The following is a 22,583-nucleotide window of genomic DNA, read 5'->3' on the forward strand; positions in this document are numbered from 1 at the left end:
TATACGGGCTGGCGGGCGGTTGATAGGTAGCCGCCTAAGTATTTTGTAGGGATTTTGTTGCGGTTCTGTGAAGCGATGTTACCAAACGGATACATGCGGTCAAAACGTGGGAGGGGCGGTGCCCCTCCCACATTTGGTTTGCGTTTCAGGTGATTACAGCGTCGGATAATCGATGTAACCCACCGCGCCCTTGCCGTAGAAGGTTTCCGGATGCGCTTCGTTCAGCGGCGCATCGGCCTTCAAGCGCGCCGGCAAGTCCGGGTTGGCAATGAACGGTACGCCAAACGCCACTGCGTCCGCCTTGCCCTCTTCCAGCCACGCGTTGGCGCTGTCCTTGGTGAAGCGCTCGTTGGCGATGTACACGCCGCCGAAGGCTTTCTTCAGTTGTGGACCGAGGCTGTCGGCGCCTTCTTTCTCGCGCGAGCAGATAAACGCGATGCCGCGCTTGCCCAGTTCGCTGGCGACGTAGGTGAAGGTTTCCGCCAGGTTGTCATCACCCATGTCATGGGCATCCGCACGCGGTGCCAGGTGCACACCCACACGGCCGGCGCCCCAGACTTCGATGGCGGCATCGGTCACTTCCAGCAGCAGGCGCGCGCGGTTTTCCAGGGAGCCACCGTAGTTGTCGGTGCGCTGGTTGGTGCTGCTTTGCAGGAACTGGTCGAGCAGGTAGCCGTTGGCACCGTGGATTTCCACGCCGTCAAAGCCGGCCGCCTTGGCGTTTTCGGCACCGGTGCGGTAAGCGTCGACGATGTCGGCGATTTCAGCGGTTTCCAGGGCGCGCGGCGTCGGGTAGTCGGCCAGCGGACGCACCAGGCTGACATGGCCCTTGGCTTGAATCGCGCTCGGCGCCACCGGGGTTTCGCCGTTCAGGTACGACTCATGGGAGATGCGGCCCACGTGCCACAGTTGCAGGAAGATCTTGCCGCCCGCGCCGTGCACGGCCTTGGTCACGTTGGCCCAGCCGCGTACCTGATCGTTGGACCAGATGCCCGGCGTGTCCGGGTAGCCTACGCCCAGCGGCGTCACGGAAGTGGCCTCGCTGAGGATCAGCCCGGCGGAGGCACGCTGCACGTAGTACTCGGCCATCAGCGCGTTGGGCACGCGGCCTTCATCGGCACGGCAGCGGGTCAGCGGCGCCATGATGATGCGGTTCGACAGTTGCAGGTCGCCCAGTGTGATCGGATCGAAAATAGTCGTCATGAGATAACACCCTTCAAGTGAGTTGATCAGTTGGTCGCAGGGGCCAGGTCGGCGTCGCCGCTCTGACGGAAAGTAATCAGGGTCACCAGCAGCGCAAGGATCGCCAGGGCCGCCGCCGCCAAAGGCACGCTGGTCAGGCCGAAACCGTGGGCGATTACGCTGCCGCCGACCCAGGCGCCGAGGGCGTTGCCGATGTTGAAGGCGCCGATGTTCAAGGTGGATACCAGGTTCGGTGCGGCCTTGCCGAAGGTCACCACGTTGATCTGCAGCGCCGGCACGGCGGCAAACGAGGCGGTGGCCCACAGGAACAGGGTGATTTCAGTCGGGATCACCGCGACGCTGGTCCAGCTCAGCGCGGTGGTCACCACGGCCATGCTGATAAACACGCCGATCAGGGTGGCCGCCAGGCGCTTGTCGGCCAGCTTGCCGCCGATGATGTTGCCGACGGTGAGGCCCAGGCCGATCAACAGCAGCGTCCAGGTCACCCCTTTGGGCGACACGCCGGTGACATCGCCGAGCAGCGGCGCAACGTAAGTGAAGAGGGTGAACATGGACGCGGCGAACAGCGCGGTCATGCTCAGCGACAACCAGATACCGGCACCTTTGAGGGCCGCCAGTTCGGCGCGCATATTGAGTTTTTCTTCGTCACGCTTGGCCGGCAGGAAGCGGATCAGGCCGATCAGCGCGACCACACCAATCACTGTCACGGCCCAGAAGGTCGAGCGCCAGCCGGCTTGCTGGCCCAGCGCGGTGCCCAGCGGCACACCGAGCACGTTGGCCAGGGTCAAACCGGTGAACATCAGGGCCACGGCCGAAGCGCGTTTGTTGGCCGGCACCAGGTTGGCGGCGACCACCGAACCGATTCCGAAGAACGCGCCATGGCACAGTGCGGTGACCACACGGGCAACCATCAGCACGTTGTAGTCACTGGCCAGGGCGCAGAGCAGGTTGCCGATAATGAAGATCCCCATCAACGCTACCAGGGCCGCCTTGCGTGGCAACCTGGCGGTGGCCAGAGCCATGAATGGCGCGCCGATGGCGACGCCCAGGGCGTAGCCGGTGACCAGCCAGCCGGCGCCGGGAATCGACACGCCGAGGTCCGCCGCCACATCGGGCAGCAAGCCCATGATGACGAACTCGGTGGTGCCGATGGCGAAGGCGCTCAGGGCCAGGATAAGTAGCGAGAGAGGCATTTTCGTGTCCTTTACAGCGGCGCGCTGATTTCAGCGCTGAGTTCAGTGATAAGCGCCGCGAGGAAGGCTTGGATCACGTCCTCATTGCGCTTGAAAAAATGCCACTGCCCGGCCTTCTGGCTGCTGATAAGTCCCGCCCGTTGCAAGGTCGCCAGGTGGGCCGACACGGTTGACTGGGACAAGCCGCAGCGCTGGTCGATCTGCCCGGCACAGATGCCGTATTCGTGGTTGTGCAGTTGCTCGGGGAACTGCACTTTCGGGTCTTTGAGCCAGGTGAGGATGTCTCGTCGTACTGGGTGCGCCAGGGCTTTTATTATTTCGTCGAGGTCGATGGACATGGCAGTTGCTCGGTGGCTTGAAGCGTTATATCGCGATGAGGCGAACTTTAAATCGCTATATCCCGATATACCAATATGATTTTGATCTGAGTCCAGGCTAAATCGGTATATCGGGTTATAACGATACGTTGGCGGCAGTGCTAGACTGCGCGCCATGAATTATCTCGCACATCTGCACCTGGGCGGCCAACTTCCAGCGCAACTGCTGGGCAGCCTGTATGGCGATTTCGTCAAGGGCCGCCTGCAAGGGCAGTTCAGCCCGCCCATCGAAGCGGCGATCCAGTTGCACCGCGCTATCGATCGCTTTACCGACAGCCACCCGTTGGTGGGCGAGGCGTTGTCGCGCTTCAGCCTGACTCGCCGGCGTTATGCGGGAATTGTCCTCGATGTGTTTTTCGATCACTGCCTGGCGCGGGATTGGGCGCTGTATGCCGACCAGCCGCTGGAGCGCTTTACGGCGCAGGTGTACCGCGTACTGGCGGCCGAACCGCAGCTGCCGGGGCGGCTGGCGCAGATTGCACCGTATATGGCGGCGGACGATTGGCTGGGCTCGTACCGTGAGTTCGCGGTGATGGAGCAGGTGTTGTGGGGGATTTCGCGACGGCTGAGCGACCCCGACGCGCTAGGGTTTGCAATGCGCGAATTGCATGAACTGTACGAACCGTTGAGTGAAGACTTCCGGGTGTTCTACCCCGAGTTGCAGGCATTCGCACAACACCAACTGAATACCGAGATCTAAATGTGGGAGGGGGCTTGCTCCCGCTATCGGGAGCAAGCCCCTCCCATATTTGGAACAGTGTTTAGCTCATGTCAGGCAGCGAAGGCAGGTCGGGCGTCTACCTGCTCAGTCTCCGGCAACGGCCCGAACAACGCCTTCTGCACCGCCTGCTGCGCCTGGAACGCCAGCGCCGCACGTTCCTGCCCGGCGCAGGCAATCGGCTTGAGCACATGGATTTCCACATCGCCCTGATCATTGCCGAACAGGCGCATCAGGTGCGAGAGCAAATCGTCATCGCCAATGAACGGCGCCAACGCATCCACCTGTCCATCGCGCAGGTAACGAATCGCCACCGGTTGCAGCGACACATCCGCATCGATCGCACTGGCCAGCAAGCGACCATGGAAGGTTCGCAGGCTGCGCCCGTCGGTGGTGGTGCCTTCCGGGAACATCAACAGCGGGTGCTGTTGCTCCAGGTGGCGGGTCATCTGCTTGCGGATCAACTGGCTGTCACCGGAACCGCGGCGGATAAACAGGCTGCCGGCCTTGGCCGCCAACCAACCGGCAACCGGCCAGGTACGCACTTCGGCCTTGGACAAAAACGACATCGGCGCCACGGCGCCGAGCAGCGGAATGTCGGTCCAGGACACATGGTTGCTCACCCACAGCATCGGCTGCGTCGGTAGTTCGCCGTGCACCGTCACGCGAAAGGGCAGGGCGTTGGTCAGTCGGGCCATAAAGAACCGCGACCAGCGTTGGCGGCGCACCATCGAGTTGGCCACGCCCAAGCGTTCGAACAGGCCAAACACACTGGCCATGCTCAAGCCCAGCGCCACCACCACCAGCACGCGGGCAATGCGCCCGTACACGCGCAGGCGGCTCATCACATGGCCGCCTTGAAGTGGCGCGCGTAACGCGGGCACAACTCATCGCGCTTGAGCAGGATGAACACGTCGGCGACCTGGAAGTCTTCGTCCCAGCACGGCTCGCCGCAGATCTTCGCGCCCAGGCGCATATAGGCCTTGAGCAGCGGCGGCATCTCGGCGATGACGTTGGACGGCAGGTCCAGCGCCGGCAATGGTTTTTTCGGTTCGGCGCGCAGGTGTTCGTTACACAGGTAGCGTTCGCGCAGGCGCTGCATGATCGCGTGGGCCTGGATGCCGCCGTCGTGCATTGGGATGCTCGCGCAGCCCATCAAGTAGCTGTAACCGCCCTGGTTGAGCACTTCGGCCAACTCGCCCCACAACACCGCGATGGTACCGCCGTTGCGGTAAGCCGGGTCGACGCAGGTGCGACCGATCTCCAGGATCGGCCCTTGCAGGTGCAGCAAACCGTGCAGGCTGAATTCTTCTTCGCTATAGAACCGGCCCAGAGTGCTGGCGGCCTGGTGGTCGAGCAAACGGGTGGTGGCGACCAGCCGGCCGCTGTTCAAATCCCGCACGCCGATGTGGCTGCAGTGAACATCATAGTCATCCATGTCCAGGCCAAGTTCCGCGCCTTTCAGCTTGGCGTTGAACTCGCCGCTGAACACGTTGAACCGCAGGGCCTGTGCTTCCTGCAATGCCTGTGCGCCAACCAGGCGTTCGGCTTGCAGACGGCGTTCATTGCCGGTGTCGCTGATGCGGGCGATCTGAGTCATGGCGAATCTCCGAGTGCCAGCCACTGTTCGGCCGGTCGACTTGTTTGTCCAAACTCAGGCTATGGAGCCCCGGTGTCATCTCCATGAAGTTATGGTGACGCTTGGATGACAGCCTCTTTGTCGCCAATCTGTCATACGTCTGGGCTAGCCTCGCGGGCTTGAATGCCCCCTTGAGTTCGTGTCCATGGTCAGAGGCTTGTTGTGTGTTGCCCTGCTGCTCGTCACCGTTACCGCCCACGCCGACACCTGGCCCGACAAGGACTGGGCCAGGGGCACGCCACTGGCCGGCCCCGCCGTCGACGCCCTCGACACCTACGCTTTCCCTCCACGTGATGACGCCAGCCGCCAAGGCGTCCGCACCGATGCGCTATTGGTGATCCGCGATGGCCAGATCGTTTATGAACGCTACGCCGCGCCCACCACCGTGAGCACGCCGCACCTGACCTGGTCGATCAGCAAAAGCCTGATGGCCACGGTGCTCGGCGTGGCCTACGGCGATAACCGCTTCAAACTCAGCGACCCCGTGGCGCGTTTTTATCCGCCAATGAAACAGCACCCCACGGTGACCATGGCCGACCTGCTGCACTGGGCCTCGGGCCTGGACTGGCAGGAAGACTACGAATACGCGCCGCTGAAATCCTCGGTAGTGGCGATGCTCTATACCCGTGGTCACACCGATATGGCGGAGTTCGCCGCCAGCATGGACACCTTCAGCGCGCCGGGCCAGGCGTTCCGTTACTCCAGTGGCGACAGCAATTTATTGTCCGCCGCGCTCAAGGGCATGCTCGGCCACAAGGCCTACATGAGTTACCCGTGGGATGCGCTGTTCAAACCGCTGGGCATTCACAACGCCACCTGGGAAACCGACGCCGACGAAACCTTCGTCGCCTCGTCATACGCCTACCTCACCGCCCGCGATCTGGCGCGTATCGGCTTGCTGATGGCACGGGACGGACGCTGGGGCGAGCAACAGTTGCTGCCCAAGGAGTGGGTCGCCTTCAACCGCCGGCCGTTCGATCACTACAAAACCGGCCAGGACGAAGCCGTCCCCGGTGGCCATTGGTGGCTCAACACAGGCACCCCAAAGCCTTGGCCCGACGCCCCCGCCGACACCTTCGCCGCCCTCGGTCACTGGGGCCAGGCGCTGTTCGTAATGCCCGCCGAACACCTGGTGATCGTGCGCTACGGCGATGATCGCGACGGCGCTTATCGTCACAACGAACTGCTCAAACGCGTGCTCGCGGCGGTGCAGCCATGATTCGTCGTCGGCCGTTCACCAGCGTGTTTCTGCTGCTGTTGCTCGCCCTGCTCGGCTGGGTGTGGCACGAGCGCGTCAACCTGCAAGCCTTCCCCGACATCATCGCGGCGTACACCGCCAAGGAGTACTGCTCGTGCCGGTACGTGGCGAACAACCCGGCGCAGTATTGCCTGGGGTATGTGAAGCAGTACGTGCCCACCAGTGCGTTCAGGGATAACCCCGAGCGCAGTGAAGTGACGGCGAGTGGGTTGGGGCGTACGCACACGGCGCGGTGGGTGGGGGAGCGGCAGGGGTGTCGGTTGTTGCCGTGAGTTTGGCATGACATCGCGTAGGGGAAAGGCCTTTGATTTGGCGTGCTCACGCCCATTACGACACCATCCCGCGCTTCAAGAGCAACCTGCAGCTGCGCTGCCGTTTATCGGAACTGTGATTTCTAACAGCTGCCGTAAAAAAATATACGACCAACACTGTCAAGGCATCATCAACCGATACTCGTAAGAGGTGAAGAAAATGCCTGGAACAACGATTACAGGGGTAACACCCCTAACTTCTAATACTGCACTTATTGAAGGCAAGCTTGAGGGCAGCACCGGCCAGTATGTAATGACTATTATCGCTTGCGTTAGTGGTACCGGCGAAGAGGTGGGGCGAGGGGTCGCCCAGGCTGGTCGCAATTTCAGTATTGCTACGAAAAAACTACCACCACATGAATATGATTTCGTTACACGTCATTTGGAACCTGACAATTCCGTAGGTGATAACACCGGTTGGTCGCTACCTTGGCGTTATGTTGTTCGTCCTTAATGTCCGCTGCGCCGGTTTCGTCACAGCCTTGCAGTTGGCGACAGCTACCCGGCAATGTGCAGAGCTACAGATTAATCGGGGGTGCTCCGAAATGGCCAGCGAGGCAGTTGTTTTTTCTGGTGAATCGGCGGTGGGCGGGTATCGAGGGGGGAGCTGATAGCGAGCTTCAGGCGCCCGATGCGATGCACCGGGCGCGAACTACTTACTGCGGGTGGGGGCCTCCTGGCTGCAACCCCAGGACCAGATCATCGATGATAGCTTTGCCCATCTCACCCAGGTAGTGCGAGGCAAACGCGAACCTCTCCGCCCTGGGATCCATAGCGGCTTCAAGTGAGAGCATGTTTGCGTAGTAGAGCACGTGCGCTGCGTGTTCAAGGGCTTCCAGAATCGGGACCCCGGCGTTGACGCGAAACAGCTTCAAATCGCTGTTTTCTTCGCCGCATTCGCCGAAGTTTTGAGCGCCAACGGTTTCTGCTGAGAGTGGGGTGCTCATTGCTGACCTCCTGATTTCCGGAGGTTCTGAGCGGGCATTGCGGTTTGAATCGAGGTTTTTTCGTACGGCATAAACTTGCTCCTTGGTACTACCCAAATGAGCTGCCAGTCACGATTCCAAGCGTGAGGGTGGCAGCTGTACGCAGGTTGGAATCCGAGAAGAAGCGACTCGGCAGGCACAAGGCCTCCCACGCACAGCCGCCATAAAGCACAAACAGCGGGCACAAAAAAGCGCCGACTGATTGTATGACGACGCTGTGGCGTCTTCTTTCTCGGGATTCCACGCCCGGTCGCTGATGAGCAGCGACGGTAGGGAGATTAACGCTATGTACGTGCCCTCGCAACCGGTGGCAAATCGCTGTTGTGGGGAGGGAGGTTGTCGGGTCGTGGCACCGCCCCCCTTGATCGCGTAGTCGCCACCGGCTTTTTGGGGGCGCTTCGCACCCCAGCGCAAGCAAGCTTGCTCGCCACAGTAAATCCGCTTCCACATTTGGGTTTGCGCCGTTCGTGACATGCGCTTAAGGTTCGTGCAGGTTTTTTGCCCCACGAGTGTTTATGTTCAACGTCAGACCCCTGGCTTTGGCCCTGCTGGCCGCGTTCGCCGTCCCCGCCCACGCCGACTGGTACCTGGACAACGAGTCCTCACGCCTGTCTTTCGTCACCACCAAAAACACCGAAGTCGCCGAAGTGCAGCGCTTTCTGGTGTTGCACGGCAAGGTCGACAGCAAGGGGGCGGCGCAGTTGGAGGTGGAGCTGGAGTCGGTCAACAGCGGCATCCCGCTGCGTGATGAACGCATGCGCAATACGCTGTTTCAGGTCAAGACCTTCCCGGAAGCGTTGATCAGTGCTCAGATCAACCTGCAACCGATCAACGACCTGGCTCCTGGCGCGCAATTGGAACTGCGCCTGCCGCTTTCAGTGACGCTGCACGGCAAGACCCAGACCTACAGCGCCGAGTTGCTGGCCACGCGCCTGGATGATCGGCGTTTTCAGGTCGTGACGCTGGAACCTTTGGTGTTGCATGCCGAGGATTTCGACCTGGCGCCGGGAGTGGCGGCGTTGCGTGAAGCAGCGGGGCTCAAGTCGATCAGTTTGTCGGTGCCGGTGGGTGCGGTGCTGATTTTCACGGCGCGCTGACGTGGCCGGCGCGGTATTCCCGTGGCGCAGCGCCAACCGGTTCGAGTTGTTGATCGACGGGCCGCGTTTTTTTCCACAGATGCTGCTGGGCATTGCCCGGGCCGAGCGTCAGGTCGATCTGGAGTTGTACCTGGTGGAAGCCGGTGCCTGCGCCGAAGCCATGGTGCAGGCGCTGGTGCAGGCGGCCGAGCGCGGCGTGCGGGTGCGTTGCCTGTTCGATGATTACGGCAGCCTCGCGTTTACCCTCGGGCTGCGCAAGCGCTTGACCGATGTGGGTGTGGAGTTGCGTTTCTACAATCGCCTGAGCTGGCGACGCTGGATGCGCAACCTGTACCGCGACCATCGCAAGCTGTTGTTGGTTGACCAGGGCGTCGCTGTGGTCGGTGGCACCGGCGTCACCGATGAGTTCTGGACACCTGGACAGGACACCGCCGAGTGGCATGAAGTGATGGTGCAGATCAACGGGCCGCTGGTGCTGGACTGGCAGGCGTTGTTCGACCGCCAATGGCACGCCAATGCGGCTCGCCGCGCCTGGAAACCCGCAACCCATTTCGGTTTGCCGCGCCTGCCCAAGGTGCCGGCGACCGGGCCTGGCCTGGGCCGCGTCGCGTATGCCGACGCCGGCCAGCACCGTGACATCCTGCAATCGCTGATCCGCGCCCTCAACAACAGTCAGACGCGGATCTGGTTGGCCACGCCGTACTTCCTGCCGACCTGGAGCGTGCGCCGCGCCTTGCGCCGTGCCGCAGGGCGCGGTGTGGACGTGCGTTTGCTGCTGACTGGCCCGCGTACCGATCACCCATCGGTGCGTTACGCCGGGCACCGCTATTACCCGCGCCTGCTACGTGCAGGCGTGCAGATTTTCGAATATCAGCCGTGCTTCCTGCACCTGAAAATGGTGCTGGTGGATGACTGGGTGAGCATCGGCTCGTGCAATTTCGACCACTGGAATTTGCGCTTCAACCTGGAAGCCAATCTGGAAGCGCTGGACCCTGAGCTTACACAGGCAGTGGTGATGAGTTTTACTGCGGACTTTGCCCAGAGCCAGGTGGTCAGCCTGGAAGCGTGGAAGGCACGGCCAGTGTTGCGGCGGGTGAAGCAGCGGGTGTGGGGATGGGTAGATCGGCTGGTGGTGAACCTGCTGGACCGGCGCGGTTAGCAAGAACACTGAGGTCAGATGTGGGAGGGAGCAAGCCCCGCCCACATTTTTTGACCGCGTCACGCGTTAGAGCAGTTCGAACGTCTGCTGCTGCACATCCTGGGAATCGAGCCCGATCTGTACATTGAACTCACCCGGTTCCGCCGCGTACTTGAGCTGGGTGTTGTAGAACTTCAAGTCTTCTTCGGTGATGGTGAAGTGCAGCGTGCGCTCTTCGCCGGCCTTGAGCATGACTTTCTGAAAGTTCTTCAGCTCCTTGATCGGGCGGATCATCGAGCCGGCCACGTCCTGGATATACAGCTGCACCACGGTTTCGCCGTCGACCTTGCCGGTGTTTTGCACGGTGACGCTGGCGTCGAGCTTGCCGGTCTTGTTCAAGGTGGTGGACGACAGCGCCATGTCCGACAGGCTGAACGTGGTGTAGCTCAGGCCATAACCAAACGGGAACAGGGGCCCGGTGGTGTCATCGAAGTACTGCGAGGTGTAGTTGCCCGGCTTGCCTGGGGTGAACGGTCGGCCGATGGTCAGGTGGTTGTAGTAGGTCGGAATCTGCCCCACGGAGCGTGGGAAGGTGATCGGCAGCTTGCCCGACGGGTTGTAGTCACCGAACAGTACGTCGGCGATGGCGTTGCCGCCTTCGGTGCCGGCGAACCAGGTTTCCAGGATCGCGTCGGCCTGTTGGTTCTCTTCGAGAATCGACAACGGACGGCCGTTCATCAGCACCAGCACCAGCGGTTTGCCGGTGGCCTTGAGGGCCTTGATCAGGTCGCGCTGGCTTTGCGGGATGTTCAGGTCGGTGCGGCTGGAGGACTCGTGGGACATGCCGCGGGACTCGCCCACGGCGGCCACCACGACGTCGGCCTCTTTGGCGGCCTTGACCGCTTCGTCGATCATCACCTGCGGCGCGCGCTTGTCATCCACTACTTCCGGGGCATCGAAGTTGAGGAAGTTGAGGTAGTCGACCACCGCCTTGTCGTTGGTGATGTTGGCGCCACGGGCATAGATAATCTTGCCTTTCTCGCCGATCACCGCGTTCAAACCGTCGAGCAGGGTCACCGACTGCTCGGGTTTACCGGCGGCGGCCCAACTGCCCATCATGTCGATCGGCGCCTTGGCCAGCGGGCCGACCAGGGCGATGGTCGCGGATTTTTTCAGGGGCAGGGTGTTGTGCTGGTTTTTCAGCAGCACCAGGCTGCGGCGCGCAATATCACGCGCATCGGCGCGGTGCAGGCGGCTGTCGGCGTAGGTGTCGGCCGGGTCGTCCTCAGCCTTGCCGATACGCAGGTACGGGTCCTTGAACAGGCCCATGTCGTACTTGGCACCGAGTACTTCACGCACGGCGTTGTCGATGTCGCTCTGCTCGATCTCGCCGGACTTGAGCAGCCCCGGCAGTTCCTTGCCGTACAGCGAGTCGTTCATGCTCATGTCGATACCGGCCTTGATCGCCAGCTTGGCGGCTTCGCGCCCGTCCTTGGCCACGCCGTGCTTGATCAGCTCGAAGATCGCGCCATGGTCGCTCACGGCCAGGCCCTTGAAGCCCCAGTCCTTGCGCAGCAGGTCGTTCATCAGCCAGGTGTTGGCGGTGGCGGGCACGCCGTTGATCGAGTTGAGCGCCACCATCACGCCGCCGGAACCGGCCTTGATCGCCGCGTGGTAGGGTGGCAGGTAGTCCTGGTACATCTTGACCGGGCTCATGTCGACCACGTTGTAGTCGCGCCCGCCTTCCACCGCGCCGTACAGGGCGAAGTGCTTGACGCTGGCCATGATGCTGTCGGCGTTCGCGGGGCTCGCGCCCTGGAAGGCCTTGACCATCACTTCGGCAATGCGCGAGACCAGGTAGGTGTCTTCGCCGAAACCTTCGGACGTGCGGCCCCAACGTGGGTCGCGGGAGATGTCGACCATCGGCGCGAAGGTGATGTCGAGGCTGTCGGCGGCGGCTTCCTGGGCGGCAATGCGCCCGGAGCGGCCAATGGCGTCCATGTCCCAGCTGGAAGCCAGGGCCAGGCTGATCGGGAAAATGGTGCGGTGGCCGTGGATCACGTCGTAGGCGAAGAACATCGGGATCTTCAAGCGGCTGCGCATGGCCGCGTCCTGCATCGGACGGTTTTCCGGGCGGGTGATGGAGTTGAATGTGCCACCGATGCGGCCGGCGGCGATTTCCTTGCGGATCAGCTCGCGGGGCATTTCGGGGCCGATGCTGATCAGGCGCAATTGGCCGATCTTTTCATCGAGGGTCATCTGCTTGAGCAGGTCGCTGACGAAGGCGTCCTTGTCTTTAAGCGCAGCAGGCTTTGTTTCTGCCCATACGGGGTGACTGGCCAGAGTGGCAACAAGGCCGAGCAAACACAGCTTTTTCATGAATATCCTTTTTCGGCTCACTGCGCAGCATCCATGGATGCCGTCGGCCAAAATGTGGGGAGCGTCTATTGTTGTTCGGGTGTTGTTCCGATAAATGCAGCACACTCGGAACTCTTATTTGCGCTGGGCATCTTTGTAGCTGATTGGCTCGATGCAATCCAGTGGTGGCGGATTATGCCCCAAGCGCGCGGTTTATAGGGTTAGTCGTCATATTCCATCAAGATTGGGCAGGAGAAACACCATGCAAGCAGCACAGGGTTACCGCTGGGGCTTGAAAGCCGCGGCTTTGCTATTGATCAGCACGGTGCTGAGCGGTTGCGGCATCAACAACATTCCCACCCTGGACGAACAGGCCAAAGCCGCCTGGGGCCAGGTGCAGAACCAGTACCAACGCCGCGCCGACCTGATCCCCAACCTGGTGGAAGTGGTCAAGGGCTACGCCGCGCATGAGCAGGACACCCTCACCGCCGTGATCGAAGCGCGGGCCAAGGCCACGTCGATCCAAGTGGATGCCAGCACCCTCGACAACCCCGAAAAACTCAAGCAGTTCCAGCAAGCCCAGGACGGTTTGAGCGGCGCCCTCAGCCGCTTGATGGTGGTGTCCGAACGCTACCCGGACCTCAAGGCCAACCAGAATTTCCTGGCCCTGCAATCGCAACTGGAAGGCACTGAAAACCGCATCGCCGTGGCCCGTCGCGACTTTATCCAGGCCGTGCAGGCCTACAACACCGAGATCCGCACCTTCCCCGGTCGCCTGTGGCATAGCGTGATGTACAGCGACTTGCCGATCCGCGCGACATTTGAAGCCACCAGCGCCGATGCCGATAAAGCGCCGCAAGTGAAGTTCAAATAAGGCTGCACTGAGGTGTCGATGCGTTTATTACGGATAGGTCTGGCGCTGTGGCTGTTGGCCTGGGTCGGTGCCGCGCAGGCGGCGTTGACCTTCCCGACGTTGACCGGGCGGGTGGTGGATACCGCCCAGATGATCGATCCGGCGGTGCGCGAGCAACTGACCCAGCAGTTGCAGGCGCTCGAGCAAACCTCGGGTGACCAGATCGTGGTCGTCACCGTGCCCGACCTGCAAGGCACGACCATTGAGGATTACGGTTATCAATTGGGCCGCGCGTGGGGCATTGGCCAGAAGGGCAAGGACAACGGCGCGCTGTTGATCGTCGCCCGCGCCGAGCGCACATTGCGCATCGAAGTCGGCTATGGCCTGGAAGGCGTGCTGACCGACGCGCAGTCCTGGGTGATCATCAACCAGGTCATTGTGCCCAAATTCAAGGCCGGCAATTTCAGCCAGGGCATCAGCGACGGCGTGGCTGCGATGATCCGGGTGGTCGGTGGTGAACCCTTGGCGGTGCCCGCCCATGTGGCGGATGCCAACTTTGCCAGGGATAATCCCGGGCTTTCCATTGGCCTGTTTGTTTTGCTGATCGGCGTGTTGTGGCTGTGTAATCGCATGGGCCTGCCGGTGGGTACGATCCTGCTGGCGATCCTCAGCAGCAGCGGGCGCGGCGGCGGCGGCGGTGGCGGTGGAGGTTTCCGTGGCGGCGGTGGTGGTTTTGGCGGCGGCGGCGCTTCGGGCGGCTGGTGATGACAATAACGAGAAAAGAGCACGTAGAACCATGGCATTACTGACTGAACACGAGCAACGCCAAGTCGCCGAAGCCATCGCCCGGGTCGAGCAACAGACCGATGCCGAACTGGTGACGGTACTGGCCGCGCGTGCCGACGATTACGCCTACATCCCGTTGCTGTGGGCCAGTTTGATCGCGTTGGTGGTGCCGGGGGTGGTGCATTACGTGTCGGGCTACCTGACCATGTACACCCTGTTGTTGGCGCAGTGGGCGACGTTCATCGTGTTGTGCCTGGTGTTTCGGCTGCCCACGGTCACCACGCGGCTTATCCCCCGCTCGGTGCGCCACTGGCGTGCTTCGAACCTGGCACGCCGACAATTCCTGGAGCAGAACCTGCACCACACAGTCGGCAGCACCGGCGTGCTGATTTTTGTCAGCGAGGCGGAGCGATATGTGGAGATTCTGGTGGATGAGGGCATTTCCACGCGCCTGGATGACAGCAACTGGGATGCCATCGTCAAGGTGTTTACCCAGCAGGTGAAGCAGGGGCAGACGCTGGCGGGGTTTATCAGTTGCATTGAGGCCTGTGGCGAATTGCTCAAGGTGCATGTGCCGGTGACTCAGGCGCGTAATGAGTTGCCCAATCGCCTGGTGGTACTCGAATAAACCAGACACCACTGAGCAAAAGTGTGGGAGGGAGCAAGTCGAATCGTCGCACCGCCCCTCCCACATTTGGATCTACTGTGGCTGCTGGAATCGACCACTGAGCAAATAACCCCGTGCCCTTAACTCCCATCCCCCCTAAAATGCCCGGCATTCCCTGCCCGAGGCGTTTTTGTTCATGTCTGTCACTGCTCAACCGGATCATCACGCCCAGTTCATCGAACTGCTGAGCGCAAGCCTGGCGCAGAACGCTTTTATCAAGCTGGTGCTGGCCAAGTACGTGGGCACGCAAGCCGAGTTGCAACGGCTGATCATCAAGCCGGTCACCGTCAAGGAACAGCCGTGCCTGTCCTTCGTCTACCGCTACAAGACCCGCGACATCACCAAGAATTTGCCCTTGGCCGACGGTGTGGCGGCGATTGCCGAGCTGCTGCCGGCTTCGTTCAAGAACGCGCACCTGCTGTCGCTGACTGATGAAGCGCAGCTGGAATACAGCAAGAAGAACAAAAGCTCGCTGTTCAAAAGTCAGCCGCAGCAACTGCGCGAGGCGCCTTCGGCCGAACATAACCGCGAGAAAAATCGCTTCCTCGACCTGAGCCGGCCGTTCCTCGCCGACCTGGGCGTGACCGACGCCAAACAGGCGTTGATCCCCTCCATGTCGCGCAAGTGGAAGCAGATCAACAAGTTCATCGAAGTGTTCAGCCATGCGCTGACCTCTTCACCGCTCAAGCTCGATCAACCGGTGCGCGTCGCCGATTTTGGGTCGGGCAAGGGCTATCTCACATTTGCGATCCACGACTACCTGCGCAACACCCTCAAGGCCCAAGGCGAAGTCACCGGCGTAGAGCTGCGCGAAGACATGGTGACCTTGTGCAACACCGCCGCCGCCCGCCTGGAACATCCGGGGCTGGTGTTCAAATGCGGTGACGTGCGCAGTGTGGCGCCCAGCGAACTGGACGTAATGATTGCCCTGCATGCCTGCGACATCGCTACCGACTATGCGATCCACACCGGCATCCGTTCCGGTGCGTCGATCATCATGTGCTCGCCATGCTGCCACAAGCAGATCCGCCTGCAGATCCAGAGCCCGGTGCTGCTCAAGCCGATGCTGCAATACGGTCTGCACCTGGGCCAGCAGGCGGAAATGGTCACCGACACTTTACGTGCGCTGTTCCTGGAGGCCTGCGGGTATGAAACCAAGGTGTTCGAGTTCATCTCGTTGGAACACACCAACAAAAACAAGATGATCCTGGCGGTCAAGCGCGCCGAGCCTGTGGATAACGCGCAGTTGCTGGAGAAGATCCAGGCGCTGAAGGCGTTCTACCACATCACCGAACACTGCCTGGAAACCTTGCTGCGCGCGGATGGAATGTTGGGCTGAAGCGGCTCCCTCGCCACGGTAAGCGTCAGAAGAAGCGCGTCACGCTGATCCTGGCGTCACGCCCCTTGGTGTAGGCGCGGTCGCCGCTCAGGGCCGGGCGGAAGTTGTTGTTGAACATATTGTCCAGGGTGAAGTTGACCTCGGTGCCCTTGAGGTAAGCCTGCTGCGGCTTCCATTTGGCGAACAGGCCCTGGGTGTTGTAGCGCTTGTTGCCGTACTGGTCGTAGAACTGGTCGCCGACGCTGGAGCCGGGGCCGCCTGAGTAGTTATCGCTGGGCAGGCGGTCGGTCGCGCCGATGAATTGCCCCATCCAGCCTACCTGGGCATCCCACGCCGGGATGTTTGTGCCCAGCACCAGCACCCATTTGGTGGGCGGAATATCGCGTGCCGAGACGTCCGGCCCCCACGGGTTGGTATAGGCGCCTTCGTGCTGGCCTTTGGCATAGGCGTAGGACACCGAGCCGAACAGGTAGGTGGAGTTGTAGAACGACTCGACTTCAAAGCCCTTGATGGTCAGGCCGCCGATGTTGCGATAGTTGGCCATCGCCCCCGGTGGGCACGCAGTGGCAATGGTGCCGCCGTTGACCGCCTGGTTCTGGCAACCTACGCCGGTGGCCTTGAAGATTTCGTCTTCGACCTTGTTGTGAAAGAGCGTCGTGCGTATTTGCAGGTTGTCATCCTGGGTGATCAGCTTGTCGAAGCTGGTGATGTTGCCCACGGTGATCGAGGTGATGCGCTCCGGGTCCAGGCCCACGCTGGTGGCCGTGCGGTTGCCCACGCCTTGCACTTCGTATTGCTCGTCGATCACCGGCGCACGCCAGGTCTGGCTCCAGTTGGCGAACAGCCCGACCTGCGGGGTGACGGTCCAGAACACCGCCAGGCGTGGCGACCAGCCGGTGTAGGTGCGGTCGCTGTAATCATGGCCGACCGCCGGGTCGGGGTTGCTGTAGTACGGCGCATCGTTGGCTTCGCCACGGTTGCGCACATGGTCGTAGCGAAGCGACGGCGTGACCGTCACGTCGCCCAACGTGACCGCGTCTTGAATGAAGAAACTGTTGGTATCGACCTTGCCATGGGGCATGAAGCCCGGCTGGAAGTGCCCGTTGTTGTAGCGCGGCGTGTTGTAGGTGGCGCCGGGCATCCACATTTCGGTTTCACGGATGTGCTTGCGCACCTGCCCGCCGATGGTGAGCGCATGCTGCAAGGGGCCAGTGGCGAACAGGCTGACGTTGCGGATATCGAGGTTTTTGTCGGTGTAGGCGGTGTCCATCCTGCGCCCGCCGGTGGCCAACTGAAAAAACGCCGTGTCGTCGCGGGCATCGGTCTGGTCGGTGTTGGACTGTGAGTACTTGACGGTCAGGTCCACCAAGGGGTTGTCCAGTGGCTGGTATTCGTACTTGCCCGACCAGGTGGTGTCGACGGTGTCGCGGTGGGCTAAAAATCGCTTGAGCGCGCCTTCGTAGCCATAACGGTCGATGTTGGCCTGGGTGGGGGGTGTCGGGTAGCTGGCCGCGGAAAAGGGTGTCCAGCGGTTACTGTGGGAGCGCGAGTAGGAAAATCCGACGCTGTGTTCATCGGTGAGGTGCGCGTTGATCTTGAACAGTTTGCCGTCCACATCCTGGGCGGTGTTGGGCAGGCGCTGGGGGTTGATCGGGTATTGGTTGTTTTCGTTGGGCAACTTGGCGGCGACTTTCATGTCGCCGCCGTCGCGTTGGGTCAAATAGGCCAGGGCATCGAAACGGCCGTCTTCGGTGCGGCCGTACACGGCGCCGCTGTAGACCTGTTCGTGGTCGTTGCTGGCGTAACCGTATTTGAGCATCGCGCCGCTGTTGCGGCCTTCCTCCAGCAGGTCCGGGGCATCCTTGGTGGTCATGTTGACGGTACCGCCGAAACCGCCATTACCGGTGAACGGAGAGTTGGGGCCTTTCTCGACTTCGATGCTCTTGATCAGCTCGGGCTCGATAAACACCGTGCCTTGCTGGTAGCGCTCAAAGCCGCTCTTGGTGGCGCCATCGACCGTCAACGGCACGTCTTCGGCATCGCCGAAACCGCGAATATTAATGGTCTGGCCGCCGGGCTTGAGCGAACCGCCCTGGCTGACACCAGGCAGCGTCTGCAACAGGCTGGGGATGTTATTGGCCTGGTAGCGATCGATATCCGCCTGGCTCAGGGTGGAGCGGCCGACGGTGCTGGAGTCGACTTCATTGCCGGTGCCGATCACGCTCAGGGCATCCAGCTGGATCGCGCCACTTTGGGTGGTCTTGGTATCAATGGGTTTTACCACGTAGGTGCTGCCCACCATGACCAGGGTGAACGCGCTGTTTTTCAGCAGGGTGCGAATCGCCACTTGTGCTGTGAAGTCGCCGTCAAGCGCTGGTGCCTGCACGTTGTTGAGCAACGCTTCATCGAACAGCAGCTGGATTTTTGCCTGTTGCGCCACCTGGCTCAGGGACGCGGCCAGCGGCTGGGCGGGCAGTTGCAGGCGCAGCGATTCGGCCTGGGCAGTGAGGCTGAAGGCCAGGCCGGCGGCGATAACGGTCGGTCGGAAAAACAGGTGCGAAACAGGGCAAGGCGCGCGAAACATGAAATCCCCCGGTGCGGCCAAATGGCCAAAAAAGGTGTGCGTATCAAACGCAGACGGGAGGAAGACGGGGCAGCCAAAAAAAACCACACATGCAAATGCAAAATATTCTCATGTGTGGGCTTGGCGGATTATTTGTTCGGCTCAATCCGCAGGATGCCATCGGCCGACGCCACGGTTTTCACCGGCAGCAGGGCGGGCAGGGCATTGAGCAGGGCGTCTGGATCATTCACATCCAGGTTGCCCGAAATCTTCAGGTGCGCCACGGCGTTACTGACCTGCAAGGGCGCCTGGGGCCGGTACAGGCTCAGTTCATCGATCAGGCTGGCCAGTTCGCGGTTGCGAAACGACAGGTGCCCGCTGCGCCAATCCGCCACCTCTTCGGTGGTGAGCGTTTGCTGCTGCACGGTGCCCTTGGCATAGCTGTAGCTGGCGCGTTGCCGGGCGCCGAGCAGGGTGACCGGGCTGTTCGCAGCCGGCTCGAAGGCGACCTGGCCGTGAGCGACGCTGACCACCAGTTGCTGCGGGCTGCGCCGCACATCAAACCCGGTGCCGACGACGCGTACGGACGCCTCGCCTGCCTGCACATAAAGCGGTCGTTCTTTATCGGCGGCCACTTCGAGGTACAGCTGGCCCTTGTCCAGGTGCACGATGCGCCGTTGCGCGGTGAAGTCCACGCGCAGACCGGTGTTGGCATTCACATACAAGGTACTGCCATCCGGCAGGGTCAAGGTGCGCATGCCCTTGGCTTGGGCTTCGACCTGGGTGTGATAAGTCTCCAGGGGCGCGCCGATATAGGGCGACAGCACTGCGCACAACAAGGCGGCCGCCACCGCCACCGCCGGGCGCCAGATCGACGGTTTGCGCGCGGGCAGCACAACGGGCTTGTTCAGTTGCTGCAACTGGGCCAGGTCCGCCCACAGTTGCTCGAACTCGGCATAGGCGCGGGCATGGGCAGGCTCGGCCAGCCAGGCGGCAAAGGCCTTGCGGTCGGCACGCCCCGCGTCGTTGCGGTTGCGGGCAAACCAACTGGCGGCTTGGGCATCGATGGCGTCGCTGTCTTCGATATCCAGGGCGTCGGTGTCGCTCAGGCGGTTCATTCTGGCTGCTCCGTGCCGGGTTCGGGTTGAAGGCGTCGCTTGCAGTGCAGCAGGGCAAACGCGATGTGCTTTTCCACCATGCTGGTCGAAATCCCCATGCGCTCGGCGATCTGCGCCTGACTCAGGCCTTCGAAGCGGTGCAGCATAAGGGCTTCTCGCCTGCGCGGCGAGAGTTCGGTGAGGACTTCCTTCAACTGTTCCAAGCGTTGCAGGCGAAGTGCAGCGGCCATGGGCTCGTTTTGCTCCTCGGTGACAGGTTCCGCGTCCCTGTCCGGCTGATCGGAATGAACGGTCTGGCGCACCTTCTGTTTGCGCCAGTGATCACGCAGCAGGTTGCGTGCCATCTGGAACAGGAACGCCCGCGGCTGCTCGACCTTGCTCCGGTCGCCGTAATCCAGCCATTGGGTGAAGACATCCTGGGTCATGTCCGCCGCGTCGCTGGCGTTGTCCGTGCGTTTGCGCAGGAAATACAGAATATCCGTATAAACCCCGCGAACGGCGTCGGCCGACAACGGGTCGGGCTGGGGACGAGACATGGATATCCTTCTTGACGAAGCGCGACTGGGAAAAGTCGCGAATACTATCGAGAATTATTGTCATTTGTCTCTATTTAAAGGATTCACTCGATTTGATCAGCGTTCCACAGGTACTGAGAGTGCCGGATTGCCCAATGGATGCGTGCGTGCTGCAAAGAACTTCAGCTCAACGCCCGTGCCATCGAACAACTGCGAATACCGGCGCTTCTGCTGGCGAATAAAGCCATCGCTGCGTCCCGATACCGAGATCGCCAGGGTGTTCACATTGGCTTGGCCAATTGCATCCACCAGGTGTTTATCCTGCGGCCCCAGGTCATGGCCGAAGATGCACAACGCGCCCGCGTGGCTCAGCAATTGCTCATAACAGAACGACAGATAATCCGAACTGCGGATACTCTTGAGCTTCTCCTCCACCTTGCCTTCACTGACGAACAACGGCACATCGTCCAGGGTCTTGATCGTATTGTTGATCGCGAAGCTGCTGAGCAACGTGCTGTCGGTGGAGGGCAATTTGCGCGCGGTGCCGTCGAGGTTGCGCACCAGGTGCAGGCCGCCATGCAGGTAAAGGATACGGGGGGTATCGGTGTGGGTGTTGCGCAGGTCGAAACTGGCATCGGCGCTGCGGAACAGGTCGTCGATACCGCAGGCGTGCAGGATTGCCCAGTAGTTGAGCAGGTCGTAATTGGTGGTGAACACCGTCGCGTAGTGTTTCAACTCTGTGTTGATCGTCGCCAGCGTCGACGGCTGCACCAGGCGCCACGGGATGTGCACGCTGTGGATGGTATTGATCAGGGCTTCCTTGATCGCGTAGTAGCGGTTGCGCGGCGCCGCCGAGCTGACGGCCAGGGCCTTGTTGACCCGGCTGGTGGTTTTCAACGCTCCCAGGGCCTGCTCGAAGCTGCGGGTTTGCAGGGCGTCGAACACGCTGAGCTCGGATTGGCCCAGGGGTTTTTCTTCGACTGTGCGGGCGTTTTCGAACAGTGAGTCGTAGGCAAAGTCTTCCCAAATAGCGCGGCTTGCGCCGTTGCCGATCAGAATCCCGCTGAAGTCGCAGGCAGCGCGCAGTGCGCTCCAGTCTTCAAGGTGGGCGTCAACATCCTGGAAATCCTTCATTGCGGCGGTTCTACTCGAAATCGGCTGGGTGGTGACTTTATCACGAGCCGGCGTTGATCCTGATCAAGATGCCGCAGCCATGTGAGGCCGATGCTGTAGGGCATAAACGTCATCCGAGGATTCGCCATGAGCAGCACCTTCTTCATTCCCGCCGTCAACATCATGGGCACCGACTGCCTCGACGAAGCCATGCTCGCCATTCACAACTATGGCTTTCGCAAGGCGCTGATTGTCACCGATGCCGGCCTGGCCAAGGCGGGCGTGGCCAGTATGATCGCCGAGAAGCTGGCGATGCAGGACATCGATTCGGTAATCTACGACGGCGCCAAGCCCAACCCCAATGTGGAAAACGTCGAGAAAGGCCTGGCACTGTTGCAGCAAAGTGCCTGTGATTTCGTGGTGTCTCTGGGCGGCGGCTCGCCCCATGACTGCGCCAAGGGCATCGCCCTGTGCGCCACCAACGGCGGACGTATCGGCGACTACGAAGGCGTCGACCAATCGGCCAAGCCGCAACTGCCGCTGGTGGCCATCAACACCACCGCCGGCACCGCCAGCGAGATGACGCGCTTTTGCATCATCACCGACGAAACCCGCCACGTAAAAATGGCCATCGTCGACCGCAACGTCACCCCTTTACTGTCGGTCAACGACCCGTCGCTGATGGTCGGCATGCCCAAGGGGCTCACCGCCGCGACCGGCATGGACGCCCTCACTCACGCCATCGAAGCCTACGTGTCCACGGCCGCTACGCCGATCACCGACGCCTGCGCCATCAAGGCCATCGAGCTGATCAGCGCCAATCTGCGCCTGGCCGTACGCGACGGCAGCGACAAGGCCGCGCGGGAAAACATGGCCTATGCGCAATTCCTCGCCGGCATGGCCTTCAACAATGCCTCCCTGGGATTCGTGCACGCCATGGCGCACCAGTTGGGCGGCTTCTATGACCTGCCCCACGGCGTGTGCAATGCGGTGTTGCTGCCCCATGTACAAAGCTTCAATGCCAGCGTTTGCGCCAAACGTTTGAGCGATGTAGGCCGTGCGTTGGGCACCGATACTCGCGGTATTACCGATGAAGAGGGTGCCCAGGCCGCCATCGCCGCGATCCGCAGCCTGGCTCTGGACGTGGACATTCCGGCCGGCTTGCGCGACCTGGGGGCCAAGTTGCAGGACATCCCACTGCTGGCCAGTAATGCGCTGAAGGATGCCTGCGGTTTGACCAACCCACGCCGTGCGGACCAGCGCCAGATCGAGGAGATTTTCCGCAGCGCGTTTTGATAGGGGCAGCCTTGAGCCGCAAGCGTTAAGCTACAAGTTGATTTGCACTTGAGCT

22 protein-coding genes are annotated in these 22,583 nt (G+C 61.5%); 11 read left to right on the forward strand and 11 right to left on the reverse strand.

The window, feature by feature from the left end; translation table 11 throughout:
* Positions 1 to 153: 153 nt before the first annotated feature.
* Genes V6M90_RS15905 through V6M90_RS15915 form a run of 3 tightly spaced genes read right to left on the reverse strand, consistent with a single transcriptional unit; the run spans position 154 to position 2,734 of the window.
* On the reverse strand, positions 154 to 1,203 hold the full coding sequence (locus V6M90_RS15905) for an alkene reductase (protein ID WP_003172410.1): 1,050 nt from the start codon (positions 1,201 to 1,203) through the stop codon (positions 154 to 156).
* Positions 1,204 to 1,229: 26 nt separating this feature from the next.
* Positions 1,230 to 2,396 carry an MFS transporter gene (locus V6M90_RS15910; RefSeq protein ID WP_003172411.1) on the reverse strand — a complete coding sequence of 389 codons (1,167 nt, stop codon included), beginning with the start codon at positions 2,394 to 2,396 and terminating at the stop codon, positions 1,230 to 1,232.
* Positions 2,397 to 2,407: 11 nt separating this feature from the next.
* Positions 2,408 to 2,734, reverse strand: a complete 327-nt coding sequence (locus V6M90_RS15915; protein WP_042944312.1) for an ArsR/SmtB family transcription factor — start codon at positions 2,732 to 2,734, stop codon at positions 2,408 to 2,410.
* Positions 2,735 to 2,888: 154 nt separating this feature from the next.
* On the opposite strand from V6M90_RS15915, the gene V6M90_RS15920 reads away from it, so the two are divergent.
* Complete coding sequence (locus tag V6M90_RS15920; protein ID WP_305428651.1) at positions 2,889 to 3,473, forward strand: acyl carrier protein phosphodiesterase; 585 nt, start codon at positions 2,889 to 2,891, stop codon at positions 3,471 to 3,473.
* Positions 3,474 to 3,544: 71 nt separating this feature from the next.
* Here V6M90_RS15920 and V6M90_RS15925 read toward each other — a convergent pair whose 3' ends face one another.
* Entirely contained in the window at positions 3,545 to 4,336 is a 792-nt protein-coding gene (locus V6M90_RS15925; RefSeq protein ID WP_141064239.1) for a lysophospholipid acyltransferase family protein, read from the reverse strand.
* Entirely contained in the window at positions 4,336 to 5,091 is a 756-nt protein-coding gene (gene olsB, locus V6M90_RS15930; protein WP_003172415.1) for an L-ornithine N(alpha)-acyltransferase, read from the reverse strand. Before olsB ends, V6M90_RS15925 begins: the two co-directional genes overlap by 1 nt.
* Positions 5,092 to 5,275: 184 nt before the next feature.
* Between olsB and V6M90_RS15935 the strand changes: the two genes are divergently transcribed.
* From V6M90_RS15935 to V6M90_RS15945, 3 genes are all read left to right on the forward strand, one after another.
* The gene (locus tag V6M90_RS15935; RefSeq protein WP_003172418.1) at positions 5,276 to 6,349 is read left to right on the forward strand and encodes a serine hydrolase domain-containing protein; all 1,074 of its coding nucleotides are present in this window, start codon (positions 5,276 to 5,278) and stop codon (positions 6,347 to 6,349) included.
* Complete coding sequence (locus tag V6M90_RS15940) at positions 6,346 to 6,660, forward strand: hypothetical protein (protein WP_003172420.1); 315 nt, start codon at positions 6,346 to 6,348, stop codon at positions 6,658 to 6,660. Before V6M90_RS15935 ends, V6M90_RS15940 begins: the two co-directional genes overlap by 4 nt.
* Positions 6,661 to 6,859: 199 nt before the next feature.
* Positions 6,860 to 7,153, forward strand: coding sequence for a hypothetical protein (locus V6M90_RS15945; RefSeq protein WP_141064238.1), 294 nt, complete (start codon positions 6,860 to 6,862; stop codon positions 7,151 to 7,153).
* A 202-nt stretch (positions 7,154 to 7,355) separates the two neighbouring features.
* Here V6M90_RS15945 and V6M90_RS15950 read toward each other — a convergent pair whose 3' ends face one another.
* Positions 7,356 to 7,646: a DUF3077 domain-containing protein gene (locus tag V6M90_RS15950; RefSeq protein WP_003172423.1), complete on the reverse strand. Its 291-nt coding sequence runs from the start codon at positions 7,644 to 7,646 to the stop codon at positions 7,356 to 7,358.
* A 554-nt stretch (positions 7,647 to 8,200) separates the two neighbouring features.
* On the opposite strand from V6M90_RS15950, the gene V6M90_RS15955 reads away from it, so the two are divergent.
* Positions 8,201 to 8,782 (forward strand): YceI family protein, encoded by a 582-nt coding sequence (locus tag V6M90_RS15955; protein WP_332846757.1) that lies wholly within the window; start codon positions 8,201 to 8,203, stop codon positions 8,780 to 8,782.
* 1 nt (position 8,783) lies between these two features.
* A complete protein-coding gene (locus tag V6M90_RS15960) occupies positions 8,784 to 9,941 on the forward strand; it encodes a phospholipase D-like domain-containing protein (protein WP_332846758.1) in 1,158 nt (385 codons plus the stop codon).
* A 66-nt stretch (positions 9,942 to 10,007) separates the two neighbouring features.
* Here V6M90_RS15960 and bglX read toward each other — a convergent pair whose 3' ends face one another.
* Entirely contained in the window at positions 10,008 to 12,299 is a 2,292-nt protein-coding gene (gene bglX, locus V6M90_RS15965) for a beta-glucosidase BglX (RefSeq protein ID WP_141064235.1), read from the reverse strand.
* A 241-nt stretch (positions 12,300 to 12,540) separates the two neighbouring features.
* Here bglX and V6M90_RS15970 point away from each other — a divergent pair, with 241 nt between their 5' ends.
* The 4 genes from V6M90_RS15970 to V6M90_RS15985 all read left to right on the forward strand — a co-directional run bounded on the left by V6M90_RS15970 (position 12,541) and on the right by V6M90_RS15985 (position 15,923).
* The gene (locus V6M90_RS15970) at positions 12,541 to 13,152 is read left to right on the forward strand and encodes a LemA family protein (protein WP_010212287.1); all 612 of its coding nucleotides are present in this window, start codon (positions 12,541 to 12,543) and stop codon (positions 13,150 to 13,152) included.
* An 18-nt stretch (positions 13,153 to 13,170) separates the two neighbouring features.
* Complete coding sequence (locus V6M90_RS15975; RefSeq protein WP_332846759.1) at positions 13,171 to 13,896, forward strand: TPM domain-containing protein; 726 nt, start codon at positions 13,171 to 13,173, stop codon at positions 13,894 to 13,896.
* 31 nt (positions 13,897 to 13,927) lie between these two features.
* Positions 13,928 to 14,545, forward strand: a complete 618-nt coding sequence (locus tag V6M90_RS15980; RefSeq protein ID WP_332846760.1) for a TPM domain-containing protein — start codon at positions 13,928 to 13,930, stop codon at positions 14,543 to 14,545.
* Between the two features lie 175 nt (positions 14,546 to 14,720).
* A complete protein-coding gene (locus tag V6M90_RS15985; protein ID WP_003172434.1) occupies positions 14,721 to 15,923 on the forward strand; it encodes a class I SAM-dependent methyltransferase in 1,203 nt (400 codons plus the stop codon).
* Between the two features lie 25 nt (positions 15,924 to 15,948).
* Here V6M90_RS15985 and V6M90_RS15990 read toward each other — a convergent pair whose 3' ends face one another.
* The 4 genes from V6M90_RS15990 to V6M90_RS16005 all read right to left on the reverse strand — a co-directional run bounded on the left by V6M90_RS15990 (position 15,949) and on the right by V6M90_RS16005 (position 21,253).
* The gene (locus tag V6M90_RS15990; RefSeq protein WP_332846761.1) at positions 15,949 to 18,507 is read right to left on the reverse strand and encodes a TonB-dependent receptor; all 2,559 of its coding nucleotides are present in this window, start codon (positions 18,505 to 18,507) and stop codon (positions 15,949 to 15,951) included.
* Between the two features lie 128 nt (positions 18,508 to 18,635).
* Positions 18,636 to 19,604, reverse strand: a complete 969-nt coding sequence (locus V6M90_RS15995; RefSeq protein ID WP_141064231.1) for a FecR family protein — start codon at positions 19,602 to 19,604, stop codon at positions 18,636 to 18,638.
* Positions 19,601 to 20,140, reverse strand: a complete 540-nt coding sequence (locus tag V6M90_RS16000; protein ID WP_003172439.1) for an RNA polymerase sigma factor — start codon at positions 20,138 to 20,140, stop codon at positions 19,601 to 19,603. Before V6M90_RS16000 ends, V6M90_RS15995 begins: the two co-directional genes overlap by 4 nt.
* A 96-nt stretch (positions 20,141 to 20,236) precedes the next feature.
* Positions 20,237 to 21,253, reverse strand: a complete 1,017-nt coding sequence (locus tag V6M90_RS16005; RefSeq protein WP_305428659.1) for a DUF4917 family protein — start codon at positions 21,251 to 21,253, stop codon at positions 20,237 to 20,239.
* 126 nt (positions 21,254 to 21,379) lie between these two features.
* Here V6M90_RS16005 and yiaY point away from each other — a divergent pair, with 126 nt between their 5' ends.
* Positions 21,380 to 22,528, forward strand: a complete 1,149-nt coding sequence (gene yiaY, locus V6M90_RS16010; RefSeq protein WP_003172442.1) for an L-threonine dehydrogenase — start codon at positions 21,380 to 21,382, stop codon at positions 22,526 to 22,528.
* The last annotated feature ends 55 nt before the right edge of the window (positions 22,529 to 22,583 follow it).

Source organism: Pseudomonas lactucae, from assembly GCF_036688725.1.
GTDB lineage: Bacteria > Pseudomonadota > Gammaproteobacteria > Pseudomonadales > Pseudomonadaceae > Aquipseudomonas > Aquipseudomonas lactucae.

Coding starts and splice junctions, on each gene's coding strand:
- V6M90_RS15905 (WP_003172410.1), bottom strand. CDS start 1,203: ATGACGACTATTTTCGATCCGATCACACTGGGCGACCTGCAACTGTCG.
- V6M90_RS15910 (WP_003172411.1), bottom strand. CDS start 2,396: ATGCCTCTCTCGCTACTTATCCTGGCCCTGAGCGCCTTCGCCATCGGC.
- V6M90_RS15915 (WP_042944312.1), bottom strand. CDS start 2,734: ATGTCCATCGACCTCGACGAAATAATAAAAGCCCTGGCGCACCCAGTA.
- V6M90_RS15920 (WP_305428651.1), top strand. CDS start 2,889: ATGAATTATCTCGCACATCTGCACCTGGGCGGCCAACTTCCAGCGCAA.
- V6M90_RS15925 (WP_141064239.1), bottom strand. CDS start 4,336: ATGAGCCGCCTGCGCGTGTACGGGCGCATTGCCCGCGTGCTGGTGGTG.
- olsB (WP_003172415.1), bottom strand. CDS start 5,091: ATGACTCAGATCGCCCGCATCAGCGACACCGGCAATGAACGCCGTCTG.
- V6M90_RS15935 (WP_003172418.1), top strand. CDS start 5,276: ATGGTCAGAGGCTTGTTGTGTGTTGCCCTGCTGCTCGTCACCGTTACC.
- V6M90_RS15940 (WP_003172420.1), top strand. CDS start 6,346: ATGATTCGTCGTCGGCCGTTCACCAGCGTGTTTCTGCTGCTGTTGCTC.
- V6M90_RS15945 (WP_141064238.1), top strand. CDS start 6,860: ATGCCTGGAACAACGATTACAGGGGTAACACCCCTAACTTCTAATACT.
- V6M90_RS15950 (WP_003172423.1), bottom strand. CDS start 7,646: ATGAGCACCCCACTCTCAGCAGAAACCGTTGGCGCTCAAAACTTCGGC.
- V6M90_RS15955 (WP_332846757.1), top strand. CDS start 8,201: ATGTTCAACGTCAGACCCCTGGCTTTGGCCCTGCTGGCCGCGTTCGCC.
- bglX (WP_141064235.1), bottom strand. CDS start 12,299: ATGAAAAAGCTGTGTTTGCTCGGCCTTGTTGCCACTCTGGCCAGTCAC.
- V6M90_RS15970 (WP_010212287.1), top strand. CDS start 12,541: ATGCAAGCAGCACAGGGTTACCGCTGGGGCTTGAAAGCCGCGGCTTTG.
- V6M90_RS15975 (WP_332846759.1), top strand. CDS start 13,171: ATGCGTTTATTACGGATAGGTCTGGCGCTGTGGCTGTTGGCCTGGGTC.
- V6M90_RS15980 (WP_332846760.1), top strand. CDS start 13,928: ATGGCATTACTGACTGAACACGAGCAACGCCAAGTCGCCGAAGCCATC.
- V6M90_RS15985 (WP_003172434.1), top strand. CDS start 14,721: ATGTCTGTCACTGCTCAACCGGATCATCACGCCCAGTTCATCGAACTG.
- V6M90_RS15990 (WP_332846761.1), bottom strand. CDS start 18,507: ATGTTTCGCGCGCCTTGCCCTGTTTCGCACCTGTTTTTCCGACCGACC.
- V6M90_RS15995 (WP_141064231.1), bottom strand. CDS start 19,604: ATGAACCGCCTGAGCGACACCGACGCCCTGGATATCGAAGACAGCGAC.
- V6M90_RS16000 (WP_003172439.1), bottom strand. CDS start 20,140: ATGTCTCGTCCCCAGCCCGACCCGTTGTCGGCCGACGCCGTTCGCGGG.
- V6M90_RS16005 (WP_305428659.1), bottom strand. CDS start 21,253: ATGAAGGATTTCCAGGATGTTGACGCCCACCTTGAAGACTGGAGCGCA.
- yiaY (WP_003172442.1), top strand. CDS start 21,380: ATGAGCAGCACCTTCTTCATTCCCGCCGTCAACATCATGGGCACCGAC.